General features: G+C 60.0%; 17 protein-coding genes. 2 read left to right on the forward strand and 15 right to left on the reverse strand.

Translation table 11 applies throughout. The features are described 5' to 3' along the window. From GVK95_RS06595 to ccoN, 6 genes are all read right to left on the reverse strand, one after another. Positions 1–489 (reverse strand): FixH family protein, encoded by a 489-nt coding sequence (locus GVK95_RS06595; protein WP_159947800.1) that lies wholly within the window; start codon positions 487–489, stop codon positions 1–3. Next, positions 486–2,066 carry a cytochrome c oxidase accessory protein CcoG gene (ccoG, locus tag GVK95_RS06600; protein WP_159947802.1) on the reverse strand — a complete coding sequence of 527 codons (1,581 nt, stop codon included), beginning with the start codon at positions 2,064–2,066 and terminating at the stop codon, positions 486–488. The genes GVK95_RS06595 and ccoG overlap by 4 nt, the downstream gene beginning before the upstream one ends. Positions 2,067–2,260: 194 nt before the next feature. Continuing rightward, complete coding sequence (ccoP, locus tag GVK95_RS06605) at positions 2,261–3,124, reverse strand: cytochrome-c oxidase, cbb3-type subunit III (protein ID WP_159947804.1); 864 nt, start codon at positions 3,122–3,124, stop codon at positions 2,261–2,263. 3 nt (positions 3,125–3,127) lie between these two features. Then, positions 3,128–3,280 (reverse strand): cbb3-type cytochrome c oxidase subunit 3, encoded by a 153-nt coding sequence (locus GVK95_RS06610; protein ID WP_159947806.1) that lies wholly within the window; start codon positions 3,278–3,280, stop codon positions 3,128–3,130. A 10-nt stretch (positions 3,281–3,290) separates the two neighbouring features. After that, positions 3,291–4,022 (reverse strand): cytochrome-c oxidase, cbb3-type subunit II, encoded by a 732-nt coding sequence (gene ccoO / locus GVK95_RS06615; RefSeq protein WP_159947808.1) that lies wholly within the window; start codon positions 4,020–4,022, stop codon positions 3,291–3,293. Positions 4,023–4,036: 14 nt separating this feature from the next. Then, positions 4,037–5,671, reverse strand: coding sequence for a cytochrome-c oxidase, cbb3-type subunit I (ccoN, locus tag GVK95_RS06620; protein ID WP_159947810.1), 1,635 nt, complete (start codon positions 5,669–5,671; stop codon positions 4,037–4,039). A 256-nt stretch (positions 5,672–5,927) separates the two neighbouring features. Here ccoN and GVK95_RS06625 point away from each other — a divergent pair, with 256 nt between their 5' ends. Further along, the gene (locus GVK95_RS06625) at positions 5,928–6,452 is read left to right on the forward strand and encodes a hemerythrin domain-containing protein (RefSeq protein WP_244618679.1); all 525 of its coding nucleotides are present in this window, start codon (positions 5,928–5,930) and stop codon (positions 6,450–6,452) included. Positions 6,453–6,509: 57 nt separating this feature from the next. On the opposite strand, the gene GVK95_RS06630 is transcribed toward GVK95_RS06625, so the two are convergent. The 8 genes from GVK95_RS06630 to hemN all read right to left on the reverse strand — a co-directional run bounded on the left by GVK95_RS06630 (position 6,510) and on the right by hemN (position 14,298). Beyond that, a complete protein-coding gene (locus GVK95_RS06630) occupies positions 6,510–7,256 on the reverse strand; it encodes a PAS domain-containing protein (RefSeq protein WP_159947814.1) in 747 nt (248 codons plus the stop codon). A gap of 180 nt (positions 7,257–7,436) precedes the next feature. After that, entirely contained in the window at positions 7,437–8,366 is a 930-nt protein-coding gene (locus tag GVK95_RS06635) for a lipid A biosynthesis lauroyl acyltransferase (RefSeq protein ID WP_159947816.1), read from the reverse strand. 4 nt (positions 8,367–8,370) lie between these two features. After that, positions 8,371–9,399, reverse strand: coding sequence for a zinc-binding dehydrogenase (locus tag GVK95_RS06640; protein WP_159947818.1), 1,029 nt, complete (start codon positions 9,397–9,399; stop codon positions 8,371–8,373). Between the two features lie 57 nt (positions 9,400–9,456). Beyond that, positions 9,457–10,746 (reverse strand): beta-ketoacyl-ACP synthase, encoded by a 1,290-nt coding sequence (locus GVK95_RS06645; protein ID WP_159947820.1) that lies wholly within the window; start codon positions 10,744–10,746, stop codon positions 9,457–9,459. 13 nt (positions 10,747–10,759) lie between these two features. After that, positions 10,760–11,962 carry a beta-ketoacyl-ACP synthase gene (locus GVK95_RS06650; RefSeq protein WP_159947822.1) on the reverse strand — a complete coding sequence of 401 codons (1,203 nt, stop codon included), beginning with the start codon at positions 11,960–11,962 and terminating at the stop codon, positions 10,760–10,762. A 103-nt stretch (positions 11,963–12,065) separates the two neighbouring features. Continuing rightward, positions 12,066–12,539 (reverse strand): 3-hydroxyacyl-ACP dehydratase FabZ family protein, encoded by a 474-nt coding sequence (locus GVK95_RS06655; RefSeq protein ID WP_159947824.1) that lies wholly within the window; start codon positions 12,537–12,539, stop codon positions 12,066–12,068. Positions 12,540–12,564: 25 nt separating this feature from the next. Continuing rightward, a complete protein-coding gene (locus GVK95_RS06660) occupies positions 12,565–12,843 on the reverse strand; it encodes an acyl carrier protein (RefSeq protein ID WP_007601806.1) in 279 nt (92 codons plus the stop codon). Between the two features lie 105 nt (positions 12,844–12,948). After that, positions 12,949–14,298 (reverse strand): oxygen-independent coproporphyrinogen III oxidase, encoded by a 1,350-nt coding sequence (hemN, locus tag GVK95_RS06665; RefSeq protein WP_159947826.1) that lies wholly within the window; start codon positions 14,296–14,298, stop codon positions 12,949–12,951. 189 nt (positions 14,299–14,487) lie between these two features. Between hemN and GVK95_RS06670 the strand changes: the two genes are divergently transcribed. Next, a complete protein-coding gene (locus GVK95_RS06670) occupies positions 14,488–15,213 on the forward strand; it encodes a Crp/Fnr family transcriptional regulator (RefSeq protein ID WP_159947828.1) in 726 nt (241 codons plus the stop codon). A gap of 30 nt (positions 15,214–15,243) precedes the next feature. Here GVK95_RS06670 and GVK95_RS06675 read toward each other — a convergent pair whose 3' ends face one another. Further along, positions 15,244–15,669 (reverse strand): L,D-transpeptidase, encoded by a 426-nt coding sequence (locus GVK95_RS06675; protein ID WP_159947830.1) that lies wholly within the window; start codon positions 15,667–15,669, stop codon positions 15,244–15,246. Positions 15,670–15,698 lie beyond the last annotated feature (29 nt).

Below are 15,698 nucleotides of genomic sequence, written 5' to 3' on the forward strand. Positions count from 1 at the left end.
CTATTCTCCTGCAATCGCGATGCGATTGGCCTCATGCATCACGGTCTTGCCACCCTGTACGGCCATCATCTCGACGATCCAGTTGCCGGAAAGAACCGCGTGCTCTGCGACATAGAGGCCGTCGCCAGCCGGTATCAGCACCAGTTGGAAATCCTGATGTTCGCCGACCGGCCGCTTGAAATGTGCCGTCACGCTGTCGGCCACAACCGGCTTGTCGCCGGGCAGCATCAGGCGGTAGCGGATCTGGGTGGAATTGACCTCCAGCGTACCCTTGATACCGGTCGCGAGCATCTCGCGGATGGCGGTCGTCTTGCCATTGAACTGCTGGCTGGCGACATAGGTGTTCTTCACCACCAGTCCGCTCCAGGTGGAGGTGGCAAAATAGGCCATGGTGAAATTCACGGTGATGATCGTGCCGAAGAAAAGCACCATGGCGCCCAGCATGTGCCATCCCGTGAAGGTGAAGGTCTTGATCGTTTTCTGGCTCATTTCTTCGCTCCCGGGGCATTGAAGACGGCGGTGTAGGTATCCTGCTCGGTGCTTGCAGTGTCCTTGGCAGTGAACTGAACATTCTCGGCATCCCCGGCGATCTTGTCGCCCGGCATGGTCACGAAGACCTTCAGGGTGGTCGCCTCGTCCGGTTCGACCGAAACGGTGAACGAGCGGCCCGGCGCCTCGTTGATGCCGTTGATCTTCATCACCGCGTCAGGCAGGCCTTCCAGCGAGACAATGATATCACGCGGCTGGGCGATCATGTTGAGGATCCGGATGGTGTAGCCGTTGCGGATCGAGCCGTCGGATTCCAGCACGAATTGCGGGTTCCGATCATGCAGGACGTTGAGTTCCAGCCGGTCACGACCGAGCAACGTGACGATCAGGCCGACGCCGACGGCGCTCCAGACAAACATGTAGAGCAGCGTCCTCGGGCGGAAAATCACCCGCCAGTCGAAATGGCGAACCTTGTCGCTGAACGAACCATCGCCGTTGCGCACCCGTGCCGGTTCGATCGGCGTGGTTCCGCCATTCGTCGCCAGCGCCATGTTCGACTGGTATTCCTCCAGCGTCGCATAGGCGATCAGGCCACGCGGCTTGCCAACCTTGTCCATCACCCCGTCGCAGGCATCGATACACAGCGCGCAGGTGATGCATTCCAGCTGCTGTCCGTCGCGGATGTCGATGCCCATGGGACAGACGGCGACGCAGGCATTGCAATCGACGCAATCGCCAACCACCTCGCCGGCCGCGGCCGCCTTCTTGGCGTGACGCGTGCGCGGTTCGCCGCGCCAGTCGTTATAGGTGACGACCAGCGATTTTTCGTCGAGCATGGCCGCCTGGATGCGTGGCCACGGACACATGTAGATGCAGACCTGCTCGCGCATCAGCCCGCCGAACACATAAGTCGTAGCTGTGAGGACGGCGACGGTAATATAGGCAATGGAATCGGCTTGTCCGGTGACAAAATCCATGGCGAGCGACGGAGCATCGGCGAAATAGAAGATCCAGGCCCCTCCGGTAAGCACGCCGATCAGCACCCAAATCGCATGCTTGGAAACCCGTTTCCAGATCTTCGACAGGCTCCATGGCGCACTTTCCAGCTTGATCCGGGCGTTGCGATCACCCTCGATAAACCGTTCGACCACAAGGAACAGATCGACCCAGACCGTCTGCGGACAGGTATAGCCACACCAGGCGCGACCGACGGCAGAGGTGATCAGGAACAGACCGAACCCGGCCATCACCAGCAGGCCGGCAACGTAGAAGAACTCCTGCGGCCAGATCTCGATGAAGAAGAAATAGAAACGCCGGTGTGCGAGATCGATCAGCACCGCCTGATCCGGCGCATAGGCGCCGCGATCCCAGCGCAGCCACGGCGTCAGGTAGTAGATGCCGAGCGTGATCGCCATGACGATCCATTTGAAACGGCGAAACTGGCCTTCGGCGCGCTTGGGAAAGATCTTCTTACGCGCCTCGTAAAGCGGACCACGCAGCTTGGCCGACATCACTGCCTCTGCGTCATGCCTTTCGACGTCGCCCCCATTCGCGGCCTGATTCTGATCGGCAAGCATATTCGTGGCACCCGCACCTGTTTCTGATGCTTGCTTGTCCCATCTGGTCGCTCAGTCCGCCTTGACTTAAGTCAAGCAGCGGCGAAGCGTCGCAAGACATGGAACTCGGCCAGATCGAGAGCCGCAAACGCAAAAAGGCCGCATCCGGGGATGCGGCCAGGCTTGCAATAGAGCTATGACTTTGGCTCAGTCCGTTATTCGCCACCGCCGAGCGAATGCACATAGACGGTAAGCTGCTTGACGGTCGCGTCACCCAGGCGCGTCCCCCAGCCGGGCATGACGCCATGCTTGGGCGCGCGGATCTGTGCGGCGATACCCGCTTCCGTTCCTGCTTTCAGCCAGATGGCGTCAGCCAGATTCGGGGCACCGAAATCGCGCAGGCCCTTGGCATCCTCACCATGGCAAGCTGCGCAATTGTCGACAAAGACCTGACGCCCGGGTTCGACCAGCGCCGCATCCGACGGCGTGCCGGTCAGGCTGACGACATAGGCGGCAACCTGCTTCACCTGTTCCGGCTCGATGATCTCGGCAAAGGCCGGCATCTCGGAAATCCGGGTGTCGGCATCGCCGTCGTATCGAATGCCGTGGGCAATCGTGGTGTGCAGCGATTCGAGATCACCGCCCCACAGCCAGTCATCATCGTTGAGGTTCGGATAACCGGCACCGCCGGCAGCCCCAGATCCATGGCAAGGGGCACAGTTGACCTTGAAGGCCGCAGCACCGCCGGCAACGGCAAACTGCGCCAAGCCCGGATCGGCAACGATCTCGTTCAACGGCAAGGTGGTGATCTTGTCGAGATAGACCGACTGGGCAGCCTTGGCACTATCCAGTTCCGCCACAACCTCGGCCCGGCTCGAATAGCCGAGCAGACCTTTGGTTGCCCCGGTCAACATCGGGATCGCCGGATAGGCGACCATGTAGCCGATGGCCCAGATGATGGTCGCGTAGAACGTATAGACCCACCAGCGGGGCATCGGATTGTTCAGCTCCCGGATGCCGTCCCACTCATGGCCAGTGGTTTCGACGCCACTGATTTCGTCAATGTGTTTTTCTGCCATTTTTCAATCCTCCTTGAGAGGGATGCTGGCTGCTTCTTCCGCCAGCCGCTTGGCACCCGGACGCAGCGTGAAGACGACTACGCCCACGAAGTACAGAGCCATGGCGAGCAGCCCCCAGCTGTCGGCGAAGTGGCGCAAAGCCGTATAGGTTTCCATGATGCCCTCCTCAGCGATAACCGGTTGCGTCGTCATAGGTGGAGAAATCGACCAGCGTGCCGAGCATCTGCAGATAGGCGACAAGCGCGTCCAGCTCCGTTAAGCGGGCCGGATCACCATCGAAATCGCCAACCTTGGCTTTCGGATAGCGGGCCAGAAGCGCCTCGGTGTCGGCATTCGGATCCGCCTGGGCGGCAAGATCGGCGGATGCCTGCTCGACCATCTCGTCGGAATACGGAACGCCGACCCGACGGTTGGCGACCAGTTCCATGCTGACATCCGGCACCTTGAGCACCGTCGTCTTCAGGTACGAGTAGCTCGGCATCACCGATTCCGGCACGACGTCGCGCGGCTCGTTCAGATGCTGAACGTGCCATTCGTTGGAATAGCGGTCGCCGACGCGGGCGAGATCCGGCCCGGTACGCTTCGAACCCCACTGGAACGGATGGTCATACATCGATTCCGCCGCCAGCGAATAATGCCCGTAGCGTTCGACCTCGTCCTTGAACGGGCGGATCATCTGGCTGTGACAGACATAGCAGCCTTCGCGGATGTAGATATTACGACCAGCCAGCTCCAGCGGCGTATAGGGCCGCATGCCTTCGACCTTTTCGATCGTGTTTTCGAGGTAGAACAGAGGCGCGATCTCCACGATGCCGCCGATGGTGACCACCAGCAGCGAACCGAGGAGAAGAAGGCTCCCGTTCTTCTCGAAGATGACGTGTTTATCAAGAATAGACATATGAGCCTTCCTTCTTATTCAGCCGGCTGCGCGACAGCAGGAACGACGGATCCGGGGATCGGTGCTTCCTGCCGCTCGTAGCCGAGGATGGTCATCAGGACGTTGTAGGCCATGATCAGCGAGCCGAGCAGGTACATGGCACCGCCAATGGCACGCAGCACGAAATAGGGGTGCATGGCCGCGACCGATTCAGCGAACGAGTAGACCAGGAAGCCCTGTTCGTCGTACTCGCGCCACATCAGCCCCTGCTGGATGCCGGCCACCCACAGAACGGCGGCGTAGACGACGATGCCGAGCGTGGCGAGCCAGAAGTGCCAGTTGACCAGACGCATCGAGTACAGCCGGTTGCGGTTCCACAGCTTCGGTGTCAGGTAGTAGATGGCACCGAAGGTGATCATGCCGACCCAGCCGAGTGCGCCGGAGTGAACGTGACCGATGGTCCATTCGGTATAGTGGCTGAGCGAGTTGACCGCCTTGATCGACATCATCGGACCTTCGAAGGTCGACATGCCGTAGAAGGCGATGGCGATGACCATCATGCGGATGATCGGATCGGTGCGGATCTTGTCCCATGCGCCCGAAAGCGTCATCAGGCCGTTGATCATGCCGCCCCAGGAGGGCATCCACAGCATGATCGAGAACACCATGCCGAGCGTCTGTGCCCAGTCGGGCAGCGCCGTGTAGTGCAGGTGGTGCGGGCCGGCCCAGATATACATGAAGATCAGCGCCCAGAAGTGGATGATCGACAGGCGGTAGGAATAGACCGGACGGTTGGCCTGCTTCGGCACGAAATAATACATCATGCCAAGGAAGCCGGCCGTCAGGAAGAACCCGACCGCATTGTGTCCGTACCACCACTGCGTCAGCGCATCCTGCACGCCTGAGAAGGCCGAATAGCTCTTCACACCGAGAAACGAGACCGGCATCGCCAGGTTGTTGACGATATGCAGCATCGCGATCGTGACGATGAAAGCCAGATAGAACCAGTTGGCCACGTAGATGTGGCTCTCCTTGCGGGTCAGGAGCGTGCCCAGGAAGGTGATCAGATAGGCGACCCAGACGACGGTGAGCCAGAGATCGACATACCATTCAGGCTCGGCATATTCACGGCCCTGGGTAATGCCCAGCAGATAGCCTGTTGCGGCCATGACGATGAAGAACTGGTAGCCCCAGAACACGAACCAGCCAAGATTGCCGCCAAACAGACGTGCCCGCGACGTGCGCTGCACCACATGGAAGGAAGTGGCGATCAGCGCATTGCCGCCGAAGGCGAAGATGACCGCCGAGGTATGCAGCGGACGGACCCGGCCGAAATTGAACCAGGGTTCGATGTTGAGATCCGGATAGGCCAGCTGCAGCGCCGCAACGACGCCGACGAGGAATCCGACCACGCCCCAGAATACCGTGGCGATCACGCCGTAGCGCACGACTTCGTCAAAGTACTCGGACTTCGGAGCGGAAGGCGCCGTGACGACCCCATTCGTCGGCGCAAATTTCATCCGCCGCAACATGATGATCGTGCCGCCTGCCAGCACGAAGAACGCAACCCACATATGGGCTGCAAACAGGCTGTCATGGGCAAAAGCCACCCCGAGCAGCGCGGCGAAGGCGAGCAGCGCCATCCCCATGGTTTCAATTGTATAATTCATTGTTGGAATCCCCCAACGGCTTGCTGATTCAATTGCGGGGTCTTCGCCAGACGGAGAATCCTCCCGCATCGTCTGCAGACATCGCATTGACGCGGCGAAGCCACCTTGATCCAAGTCAAGGCAATCTCGCGCGGATTGGCCAACCTTGCCAACACACCGGAGGAAGCCGCCTTTCCCCCACAAGATCAGGGAGGCTCGGATCGGCGGCATCATGCGAAATGGGGCCGCCGTGGACGGCGCGTTGGAGATGATCGACATGCAAGCCAAAACGACCACGCACACAGTCCGCACGGACGAGTTCCGCAGCGGCACGCCACAACTTGCAGACGGTGGCGAAAGCAGCCTGTCGTGGCTGCAGCGCTCGCACGGCGAGCAGCTGTCGCTGTGCAAGGAGCTGGAGGAGATCGCCGATTCGTTGCCGTCCAGCATCAACCGGCAGAAATGCATCTATGCGGCAAAGGCGCTGGGTCCGCTGATCAAGGGCGGGCATCACTACGAGGAAACGGTACTCTTCCCGCAGCTGCAATCAAGCGAAGGCGCACCGGCGCATCTCGCCCAGACGCTCGAGCGACTGAAATTCGAACATTTCGAAGACGAGTGTTTTGCCGAGGAACTGACCGACGCGCTTCTCAGGCTGGGATCGGGCGATACGGTCAACATGGAGGCGGTCGGCTATATGCTGCGCGGTTTCTTCGAAGGCATACGGCGCCATATCGCATTTGAACGCGAGCACCTGCTGGCAGGCGTGAGCGACAAGGCACGCGGCTTCGATGTGAATTGAACCGCGCGACAAAGGCCGAGGCGACCTGCGCTGGACCGTTTAACCGCCGAACGCCGTTCAGGCAGCCAGATTGTTGACGCCGACATTGGCGTCGCTGAATGTCAGCACGGCACCATTGATCACACCGTGGCTGTTGCGCAATGGCGTGAACCGGCCGTGGAATGCTGATACCAGATGATTTCCACCGTTGAAGCGACTGGAAAAATCACCGCTTTCGCCGCGGAATGCATGATCCAGCGCGTCGCGCATCGCGACAAACGCATCCGGTTGCAGGCCGAGTTCAAAAACACTGCGACCGATCATATCGATCGGACGGGTACGCAGCATATCGGCCATCGCCGGATTGGCGAACAGATAGCGATAGTCCCGAGTCACCACAGCGACCCTGTCTGGCAGACTGTTGAGGATCACCTCGTTAAGCATGTCGTCATCGCCAAACGCGGGCTGCGGTTTGGAATCGAGCATCGAGACCACGGCATCACCGGTTGGCCGGGCCAAGCCGCGCGGTCCGAAATAGCGCTCGATCAGGATGCTCATCAGGGCGGTATGGCGAAGGACGCAGGAACGATCGTCGGCGTCTTCGCGCAAGAGTTTTGTCAGAAGGTTCAGCTGAAGGTAGATTTCATCGGGCTCGCTGGCGCGATACGCCACCATTTCACAGATGAGCGGATCAAGCTCTCGATCGAGCGTCGCCACCAGCCGGTCATTGCCGCTGCGAATGGCCTGCTGCAATTGCACGTTCTTCAATGAAACAGCTTCGAACAGCGGAAGAAGATTGCTGTCGCGCGATGGACCTGAAGACATGCCGTCACCTCATTTACTCGTGTGACATGGGCAAGCCACCACATCACATTCACTCCAACTTGAGCGATAACATGAGGTTGCATCATCTTCAATCTCTGGGCGTAGCCTTCAAGCTCCAGCCCAAAAAATGTTACGGTATATGACGGCTGACAAACATACACGCAGGCGCCGCGAAACACATCAGATCGTGTGCTTGATATTCCAGCGATCATGGTACCAGAGCCACTGCTCCGGATACTCTCTCACCCAGCTTTCGACCTTGTCGTTCAGCAGCTGTGCGGTTGCAGCCACGTCCAGTTGGCCTTTGTCATTAACCGGCAGATCGATCTTCGGCTCGATCTCGAGTCGGAAGCGATTGTCGGGCAAACGGATGCAGCGCGCAGGGTAGATGTCGCAGCCGAACTGCCGGGCAAGTTTGGCCAGAAGTGGATTGGTCTGCACGGGATTATTGAAGAACTGCGTCTGCACGCCGCGCGTGAATTTCTGGTCGACCAGCACGCCAACGCCGCCGCCCTGCTCCAACTGGCGCGCCAGCGCGAAGGACGAACCCGCATGCGATGGCACCAGCTTGCCCATGCGCTTGGCACGGAACTCGAACACTTTTTCGGCGATATAGGGATTGTTGGGCGGACGGAACAGCACCGTCACCATCAGACCGAAGGCGGCACCTGCGACCGGCAAGAGCTCAAAATTTGCGGTATGGGCGGTGAAAACGATGAACGGCCGCGGCTGATTGCGCAGTTCCATGAAGATCGGCACGCCTGAGACTTCGATCCGCCCCTCACCCGGTTTTTCCGGATCGTAATCGAACAACTGGTCGAGAAAGACGTATTCGGCCGCAAGCCGGCCCATATGGCCCCAACTTGCCAGCGCGATCGTCTCGCGCTCGGCTTCGGACTTCTCCGGAAACGCATTGCGCAGGTTGACCATCATCAGCGTATGCCGGCGGGTCTTCGGTCCGATCCCGCGCATCAGCCGATCGGCGAAATTGATCGCAGAATCGGCCGGCAGCACCTTGAGCATGCTGAGAAAGCCGAACGCTGCCTGCGCAACCGTCCACTGGGACAGCTTGCGCAAGGCGAGCACGATACGCGTGATGATCATCCGCAATGGATCAATCCATCTTCAGGAGGATCTTGCCGAACACCTGGCGGCCTTCCATGCGGGCGAGCGCCTTGTCGATATCGTCGAAGGTGACTTCGGTATCGATAACCGGATGCACGAGACCGCGAGCCATCTTCTGCATCGCATCCGCCATGTTTTCCATCCGGCAGCCGAACGAGCCGAGCAACTTCAGCTGCTGCTGGAACAGCATCATCAGGTTGACATCGGTGGAGACACCGGACGTCGAGCCGCAGGTGACCAGACGGCCGCCGCGCTTCAGGCAGAACATCGAGGCCGCAAACGTGTCCTTGCCGACATGCTCGAACACGACGTCGACACCCTTCTTCTTGGTGATCTTGCGGACCACGCCTTCGAAGCGCTCGGTGCGATAGTTGATGACGTGATCGGCACCCAGGGCCTTGGCACGTTCGATCTTGTCGTCGGAGCCGACGGTGGTGATGACCGTACAGCCGATCTTCTTCGCCAGCTGGATCGCTGCCGTTCCGATGCCCGAACCGCCTGCATGGATCAGAATGGTTTCGCCCGGTTCGAGCTTGGCATTGTCAAACAGCATGTGCTCGACCGTGCCGAAGGTGACAGGGGCAAGGGCTGCGCCGATCGCATCGACGCCCGGAGGTGCCGGAACCAGCAGACGCGCCGGCAGGTTGATCTTTTCCTGGGCAAAGCCGTCGAGATGGAAACCGTGCACACCGCTGACGTTTTCGCAGAGATTGTCACGGCCTTCGCGGCAAGGCTTGCACAGGCCGCAGGTGCGCGCGCCGTAGATGGCGGCGAGTTGTCCCGGCAGGATGTTGCCGACACCCGGACCGATTGCCTCGACAACGCCCGAGGCTTCCGCACCGATCACTAGCGGCATCTTGCGCTTGGCAAATGCCATGCCGCGCCAGCCCCAGACATCGATATGGTTGAGGGCCACGGCCTTGACCCGAAGCGTGACCTCACCAGGACCCGGAGCATCGGGCTCCGGCAGGTCGACGATTTCAAGCTTGCGGTCTTCGACGAGTTGCAATGCGCGCATTGGATTTTTCCCCGCCCGGCGGGCGTTAGTTCAGGTCTATCAGGGTTGCGAGGCGGATTAGACCGGTTCCCGCGTCATGACAAGGCTTGCGTTCTGGCCACCAAAGCCGAAGGAGTTCGACGCAACCGCCGAAACATCGGCATCGCGCTTCACATTCGGCACCACGTCCAGCACGATGGCCGGATCGGGATTGGTGTAGTTGATCGTCGGTGGCAGCGTGCCGGTGAGCATGGTCTGGATCGAGAACACCGCTTCGACCGCACCGGCCGCCGTCAGCGTATGGCCGATCATCGACTTGTTCGACGAGCACGGGATGCCATCCTTCAGACGATCGCCGAAGACCGACAGCATGGCGCCATATTCCATCTTGTCGTTTTCCGGCGTCGATGTGCCATGCGCGTTGATGTAGCCGACCTGCTCTTCCGACAGGCCTGCATCGGCAAGCGCTGCCTTCATCGTGGCGATCGCCGGACCACCATCCGGTGACGACCGGGTGCGGTGGAAATGGTCGGCCTTTTCGCCACAACCCTTCATGATGCCGAGCACCTTTGCGCCGCGGGCAATCGCCGATTCCAGCGATTCCAGCACCAGAGTGGCTGCACCTTCGGCGATGACGAAGCCGTCGCGTTCCTTGCTGAACGGCTTCGATGCCTTTTCCGGCGGATCGTTGTGGGTCGACAGAGCCGACAGAAGCGCAAAACGCACGACTGATTCCGGGCTGATCGAACCGTCGGTGGCAACCGTCAGCGCCCGCGTGGTGCGGCCCTGGCGAATGGCTTCGACACCGAGCTGGATTGCGGTAGCACCGGACGCACAGGCCGTCGACAGCGTCACCGGCAGACCACGCGTGCCGAAACGATCGGCCAGACGCTCGGAGATGGAGCCGAATTGCACGGCTTCCAGGAAGACCGGGTCAGGCTTGGTGCGCATGGCGGCCAGAAAACGCACATAGGCATCGCCCGGCTCGGACGCCGGCGGCGCGCGGTCGGCAAGCGCAAAACGGTCATGCCATTCCGGCTCGACCGGTGGAGCGGCGAGAAACAGCGGACCGTTGAAATCACCGTCGATGCCGGCCTGGGCCAGCGCTTCGATCGTGGTTTCACGCGCCATCGCATAGGAGCGCTCGACGGAATTGGGTGCCGGAACCTCGAGGAAATCGACCGTGCCTGCAATCCGGGTCGACAGACCTTCAGTGTCGAAACGCTTGATCTTGTGAATACCCGAAGTGCCGGACGTCAACGCCGACCAGTTGTCGGCAAGCCCCTGGCCAAGCGAGGTGATGACGCCCATACCGGTAACGGCGATGATCGGGCGTCCGAGATGGTCGGTGAAGCGGTTGTCAGACATGGATCCAGTCTCCTCAAGCATTCGCCGAAAGAACGGCAAGGCCTTCGCCGCGTACATAACCGACCGTCGTCACGACAGCATGCGTCGCAGGCTGCGTCTGCTTGGTCTCATGCTCGGCATCAAACACCGGCACGATTGCGCCGCTGTCGATCGACAGCGCAGCAAGAGCCAGCCCGACAGGAAACTGTGCTTCCAGCGAATGGCCGATCGAGCCGGCATATCCGCGCACCGGTGCCGCACCGAAGCGCGCTTCCAAAGCAGTTTTTTCACGGCTCGACAGTTCGGCCATGCCGGACGCACCGGAAAACACGATCGTCCGTGCGGCATCGAGAGCATCGGCCTCGGGCGCGATACGAGCCATTCGTGCCTCGAACCGACCGTCGTCACGATTGCCGCGATCACCTTCGACCGCATCGAGCACACTATAGATATGCGCGCCGCGGGCTTCGGCATGTTCGCGCGATTCGAGCACCAGGAAGGCGCCGACCGTACCAAGGACCATGCCACCGCCCTCGCTGCCGTCACGCGACCATAGCGGCAGCCACGGACCCGTCTGGTGGGCACGGATGCCCTCGACCAGAAGCAGGATGTCCGGACGCTCCGAAATGAAGGCGCCGCCGACCAGGGTATGGGTCGACTGACCCGCCTTGATCCGGGCATAGGCCGTTTCGATCGCCGAAATCCCGGCCGATTCCTCACCCATGAACGTGCGCGATGAACCGGTGACCTTGTGCACGATTGAAATGTTGCCGGCCAGAAGGTTGGACAACTGCGCCAGAAACAGCGTCGGGCGCAGTTCGGTCGTCAGCTTCTCGATCAAGAGCTTTTCGCGATCATTGCGCTTCAAGGCTTCGTCGACGATCAGGCTGTCGACGGCGATGTCACGTTCGCCACCGCCTGCTGCCACGATCAGGTCCATCGACCCGCAGGCGTCGGCATCGTCCTTCATACCGGCATCGTCAAGCGCAAGTCCAGCAGCGAACACGCCGAGGCGCTGCCAGTTTTCCATCTGCCGCTGATCCTTGCGACCGATCTGGGTCGACCAGTCGATCTCCGGTAGCGGATGCACCACGTAAGGCTTGAACTTTTCCGTCTCAAGCACCGGATCCGGTGCCTTCGGTGACGACAAAAGCGCGATATGCGGCTCCTTGCCGGTTCCATGGCATGTGACAATGCCAATGCCGGTGATCACCACATCATTCGGATTCTTGACCATATGCAATCCTTTCGCCGGCCCCACGGCCAGCGTCCAAAGCGGGTTTTCCCGATCCACGCCTCAAGGTCAATAGGCGATTGCCCGCGAAGGCGGGAAGCAACCCTCAGCGGGCTGCAGCAATCGCGTCGATGAGACCGATATCCTCGGCCCTCTTGCGTACGATCGGCGCAAGCGGAATCTCGCTGAACGGCATGGTTCTGAGCTTCAGCTGAGCATCGCAGACCTTCTTGCCCTCGGAAGTGATACGCGCCTTGGTCACGGCAAAGCCGGAGCCGTCGTGTTCCAGGTCAGCCTCGATGTCAAGCACGGCGCCAGGTTCGACAAAGGTTCGCATCTTGGCGCCATCGACGGCCATCAGGAACGGCATCGCCTCGAAGTCCTTGACCGCCAGCAGCAGCAGGCCGGAAGCCTGGGCCATGGTTTCGATCAGAAGAACGCCGGGCACCAGCGGCATGCCGGGGAAATGACCCTCGAAGACGGGGCTTTCCATCGGCACGACCGAGCGGGCTTTCAAACGACCAAGGCCGAGATCCACGCTCTCGACCTTGTCAATCATCAGGAAATATTCAAGCAGCATGACGTTCTCCGCCGGTTAAGGCGGATCAGCCCTTGGCAGCCTTGAGTTCGTCGATCTTGGCACAGAGGTTCTTCAGAACGAAGTATTCCTCGGTCGAGACCTTGCCCTCGTTGACTTCCTGGGTCCACTGCTCGAGCGGGATCTTGATGCCGAATTCCTTGTCGATCGCAAAGACGATGTCGAGGAAGTCCAGGCTGTCGATGCCGAGATCGTCGATCGTGTGGCTTTCCTGCGTGATCGTCTCGCGATCGATTTCGCTGGTTTCAGCAATGATGTCGGCAACTTTGTCGAATGTAGCGGTCACGCCAATACCTCATATGTCTCAAATTCTGTGTTCCACATAGGGAAAACAGTCTTAAAAGCCAATGGCCGTTTTAAGACTGGATGAAAATTGGCGTCGAAGTGTTGCCTAAACAGCAATCGAATGACGTCCCTTGCCGTTGGACAGATAGCTGTCGAACACCGCAGCAACCGTGCGGGCAAAGGGCCGGCCGGCTTCGGTCAGCCGGAATTCGCCCTCGACGATCTCGCAGATCCCGTCGCGATTACTCCCCGCAAACTGCCGTGCCTCGACGATCACCATCTCGGCCAGAGGGCCGAAATCTGTCCTCAGCCCGGAAAACGACACGGAAAAGCTGCACATGATTTCCTCGATCACCCTGGCACGCAAGCGATCTTCGTCCGACAACGCGATGCCGCGCACGGCGGCAAGTCCGTCACCGTCAGCCATGCGCTGATATTCGCCGGTCGCCGGCATGTTCTGCACATATCCCTGCGGCAATTGCCCGATCGACGAGGCACCGAGCCCGATCAGCGCCTTGGCGCCGTCGTCGGTATAGCCCTGAAAATTACGATGCAGCCGCCCTTCCCGCGACGCGATCGCCAGGCTGTCACCCGGCAGGGCGAAGTGATCGATGCCGATCGCCTCGTAGCCTGCAGCCAGCAGCATTTCGGCGGCCGTGGTCATCTGCGCGAAGCGTTCACCAAGCCCCGGCAGTGCCGCTTCTGGAATCATCGTCTGGTGCTTCTTCATCCATGGCACATGGGCATAGCCGAACAGCGCGATGCGATCCGGTGCCAGCGACAGGATATCGTCAACGGTCCGGCCAAGCGTTTCCAGCGTCTGGTGCGGCAACCCGTAGAGAATGTCGCAATTGACCGAATGCACGCCGCGCGCACGGACCGCGTCGACAACGGACTTCGTCTGCTCGAAGGACTGCAGCCGGTTGATTGTGGCCTGCACGCGCGGGTCGAAGTCCTGCACACCAAGGCTTGCACGTGTCATGCCAATCTGAGCCAGGGCATCATAACGGCTGTCGTCGAGATCGTTCGGGTCCATCTCGACGCTGATCTCGACGCGCTCACCGAAGCTGAAGGCTCCTTTGAGACAATCCATCAGCGAAATCAGATCTTCGGGCCGGACCATGGTCGGCGAGCCGCCGCCGAAATGCACGGCCGACACTTTGGCCTCACCGGACACCAATGACCCCACCTTGGTGATCTCTTTCTTCAGCGATTCCAGATAGGTGGCGATCGGTTCATATTTCAGTGTGTGCTTGGTATGACAGGCACAGAACCAGCACAGCCGGTCGCAATAGGGAATGTGGATATAGAGAGACAGATCCTCGCGACCCGACAGTGAGCTCAGCCACTGAGCATAAATGCCACAGTCGATCCCCTCATGAAAATGTGGCGCCGTCGGATAGCTCGTATAGCGTGGAACGGCACCGGAATAGCGTGAAAGAAGACTGTTTTTCATGGTGAGTTGAGGCCCCGCATCGACTTGATTTTAGCCAAGGATAACTGCGGCAAACCGCGCTTCCTTTGACTTCGATCAAGTCGCCGGCCGAATATTCGGCCTAGAGTTGAGCGGAAGTTTTTCGGTCGAGCACCGCGACGCGAGCGGCGTAAGACGTAGAACCAAGGGTATTTGCAGGACGGCATGATGATGGACACGTTACAAAAGCCAAGGCCCGACTGTGAAACCCCGGCCGCCTGCCGGAACTGCGAATCCCGCCAGGGTGGCCTCTGTTCTGTCCTGTCTGCTGCACAGATGGTGGAACTCAACCGCCACTCCATCCGCAGGCGTATCGAGGCCGGCAACGAGATCATCGGCCAGGGCGAGTCGGTCGGCAGTTACGGCAACATCCTGAAAGGCGTCATCAAGCTGTCGAAGATGATGGCGGATGGACGCCAGCAGATCGTCGGATTGCAATTTGCCCCGGATTTTCTCGGCAGGCCGTTCCAGGGTGAAAGCTCGATCACTGCGGAAGCTGCGACCGACACGGAAATCTGTACCTTTCCGCGCCACGTCATCGACCGCATGGTCGGCGACGTCCCGCACATGGAACGCATGCTTCATGCCCAGGCGCTGAAGGAACTCGACGAGGCCCGCGACTGGATGCTGACTCTTGGCCGCAAGACGGCTCAGGAAAAGGTCGCTAGCTTCCTCTACCTGATCGCCACCCATATCGACCCCGAGAATGCAGACGCCGCGACCTTCGACTTGCCGCTATCACGGGCCGATATCGCCGACTTCCTTGGCCTCACCATCGAGACGGTCAGCCGCCAGATGACCAAGTTGCGCAAGGACGGCGTCATCGTCATCGAGAACAACCGCCACGTCATCGTGCCCAATAGCGATCGTCTGCGCGACGCAGCCGGCATCGATTAAGGCCTAGCCGCACCCATCATCGACCTTGAATTACCGCGCGATCACGATCCGGGTATTGCGCAGACCCCTGGTCTGGGCCATCGAGAAGAACACGGCGGCATTGTCGGGATGTAGCCGCACGCATCCATGCGAGGCCGGGCGCCCGAGACGCTTCAGATCAAAGGTCGCATGCACGGCATAGCCGCCATTGTAGAAAATCGCATAGGGCATCGGTGCATTGTCATATTTGCGCGAGCGATGATTTTTCGACGCCCATTTGGCACTGTAGCTGCCGGTTGGCGTCACGTAGCCGGAGCGCGCCGTCGAAACCTTCCAGCGGTATTTCACCACGCCGTTTTCCGTCACCGTCATTGTCTGCTTCGAGATGCTGACACGCGCGACGACAGAACTGGCTTCGGCTGTCAGCGGTACCGCCAACAATCCGCAAAGCATTGCGGCAAATAAAAACCCACGCATAGCATCCCCCGATGATCTGGTTTGAACCT

Source organism: Rhizobium sp. 18065, assembly GCF_902706095.1.
Lineage (GTDB): Bacteria > Pseudomonadota > Alphaproteobacteria > Rhizobiales > Rhizobiaceae > Allorhizobium.

What these genes read in the sequence shown, in the direction of transcription:
- ccoP (WP_159947804.1), bottom strand. Translation starts at nt 3,124, where the DNA reads ATGGCAGAAAAACACATTGACGAAATCAGTGGCGTCGAAACCACTGGC.
- GVK95_RS06625 (WP_244618679.1), top strand. Translation starts at nt 5,928, where the DNA reads ATGCAAGCCAAAACGACCACGCACACAGTCCGCACGGACGAGTTCCGC.
- GVK95_RS06675 (WP_159947830.1), bottom strand. Translation starts at nt 15,669, where the DNA reads ATGCGTGGGTTTTTATTTGCCGCAATGCTTTGCGGATTGTTGGCGGTA.
- hemN (WP_159947826.1), bottom strand. Translation starts at nt 14,298, where the DNA reads ATGAAAAACAGTCTTCTTTCACGCTATTCCGGTGCCGTTCCACGCTAT.
- GVK95_RS06670 (WP_159947828.1), top strand. Translation starts at nt 14,488, where the DNA reads ATGGACACGTTACAAAAGCCAAGGCCCGACTGTGAAACCCCGGCCGCC.
- ccoN (WP_159947810.1), bottom strand. Translation starts at nt 5,671, where the DNA reads ATGAATTATACAATTGAAACCATGGGGATGGCGCTGCTCGCCTTCGCC.
- GVK95_RS06640 (WP_159947818.1), bottom strand. Translation starts at nt 9,399, where the DNA reads ATGCGCGCATTGCAACTCGTCGAAGACCGCAAGCTTGAAATCGTCGAC.
- GVK95_RS06655 (WP_159947824.1), bottom strand. Translation starts at nt 12,539, where the DNA reads ATGCTGCTTGAATATTTCCTGATGATTGACAAGGTCGAGAGCGTGGAT.
- GVK95_RS06650 (WP_159947822.1), bottom strand. Translation starts at nt 11,962, where the DNA reads ATGGTCAAGAATCCGAATGATGTGGTGATCACCGGCATTGGCATTGTC.
- GVK95_RS06630 (WP_159947814.1), bottom strand. Translation starts at nt 7,256, where the DNA reads ATGTCTTCAGGTCCATCGCGCGACAGCAATCTTCTTCCGCTGTTCGAA.
- GVK95_RS06610 (WP_159947806.1), bottom strand. Translation starts at nt 3,280, where the DNA reads ATGGAAACCTATACGGCTTTGCGCCACTTCGCCGACAGCTGGGGGCTG.
- ccoO (WP_159947808.1), bottom strand. Translation starts at nt 4,022, where the DNA reads ATGTCTATTCTTGATAAACACGTCATCTTCGAGAAGAACGGGAGCCTT.
- GVK95_RS06645 (WP_159947820.1), bottom strand. Translation starts at nt 10,746, where the DNA reads ATGTCTGACAACCGCTTCACCGACCATCTCGGACGCCCGATCATCGCC.
- ccoG (WP_159947802.1), bottom strand. Translation starts at nt 2,066, where the DNA reads ATGCTTGCCGATCAGAATCAGGCCGCGAATGGGGGCGACGTCGAAAGG.
- GVK95_RS06595 (WP_159947800.1), bottom strand. Translation starts at nt 489, where the DNA reads ATGAGCCAGAAAACGATCAAGACCTTCACCTTCACGGGATGGCACATG.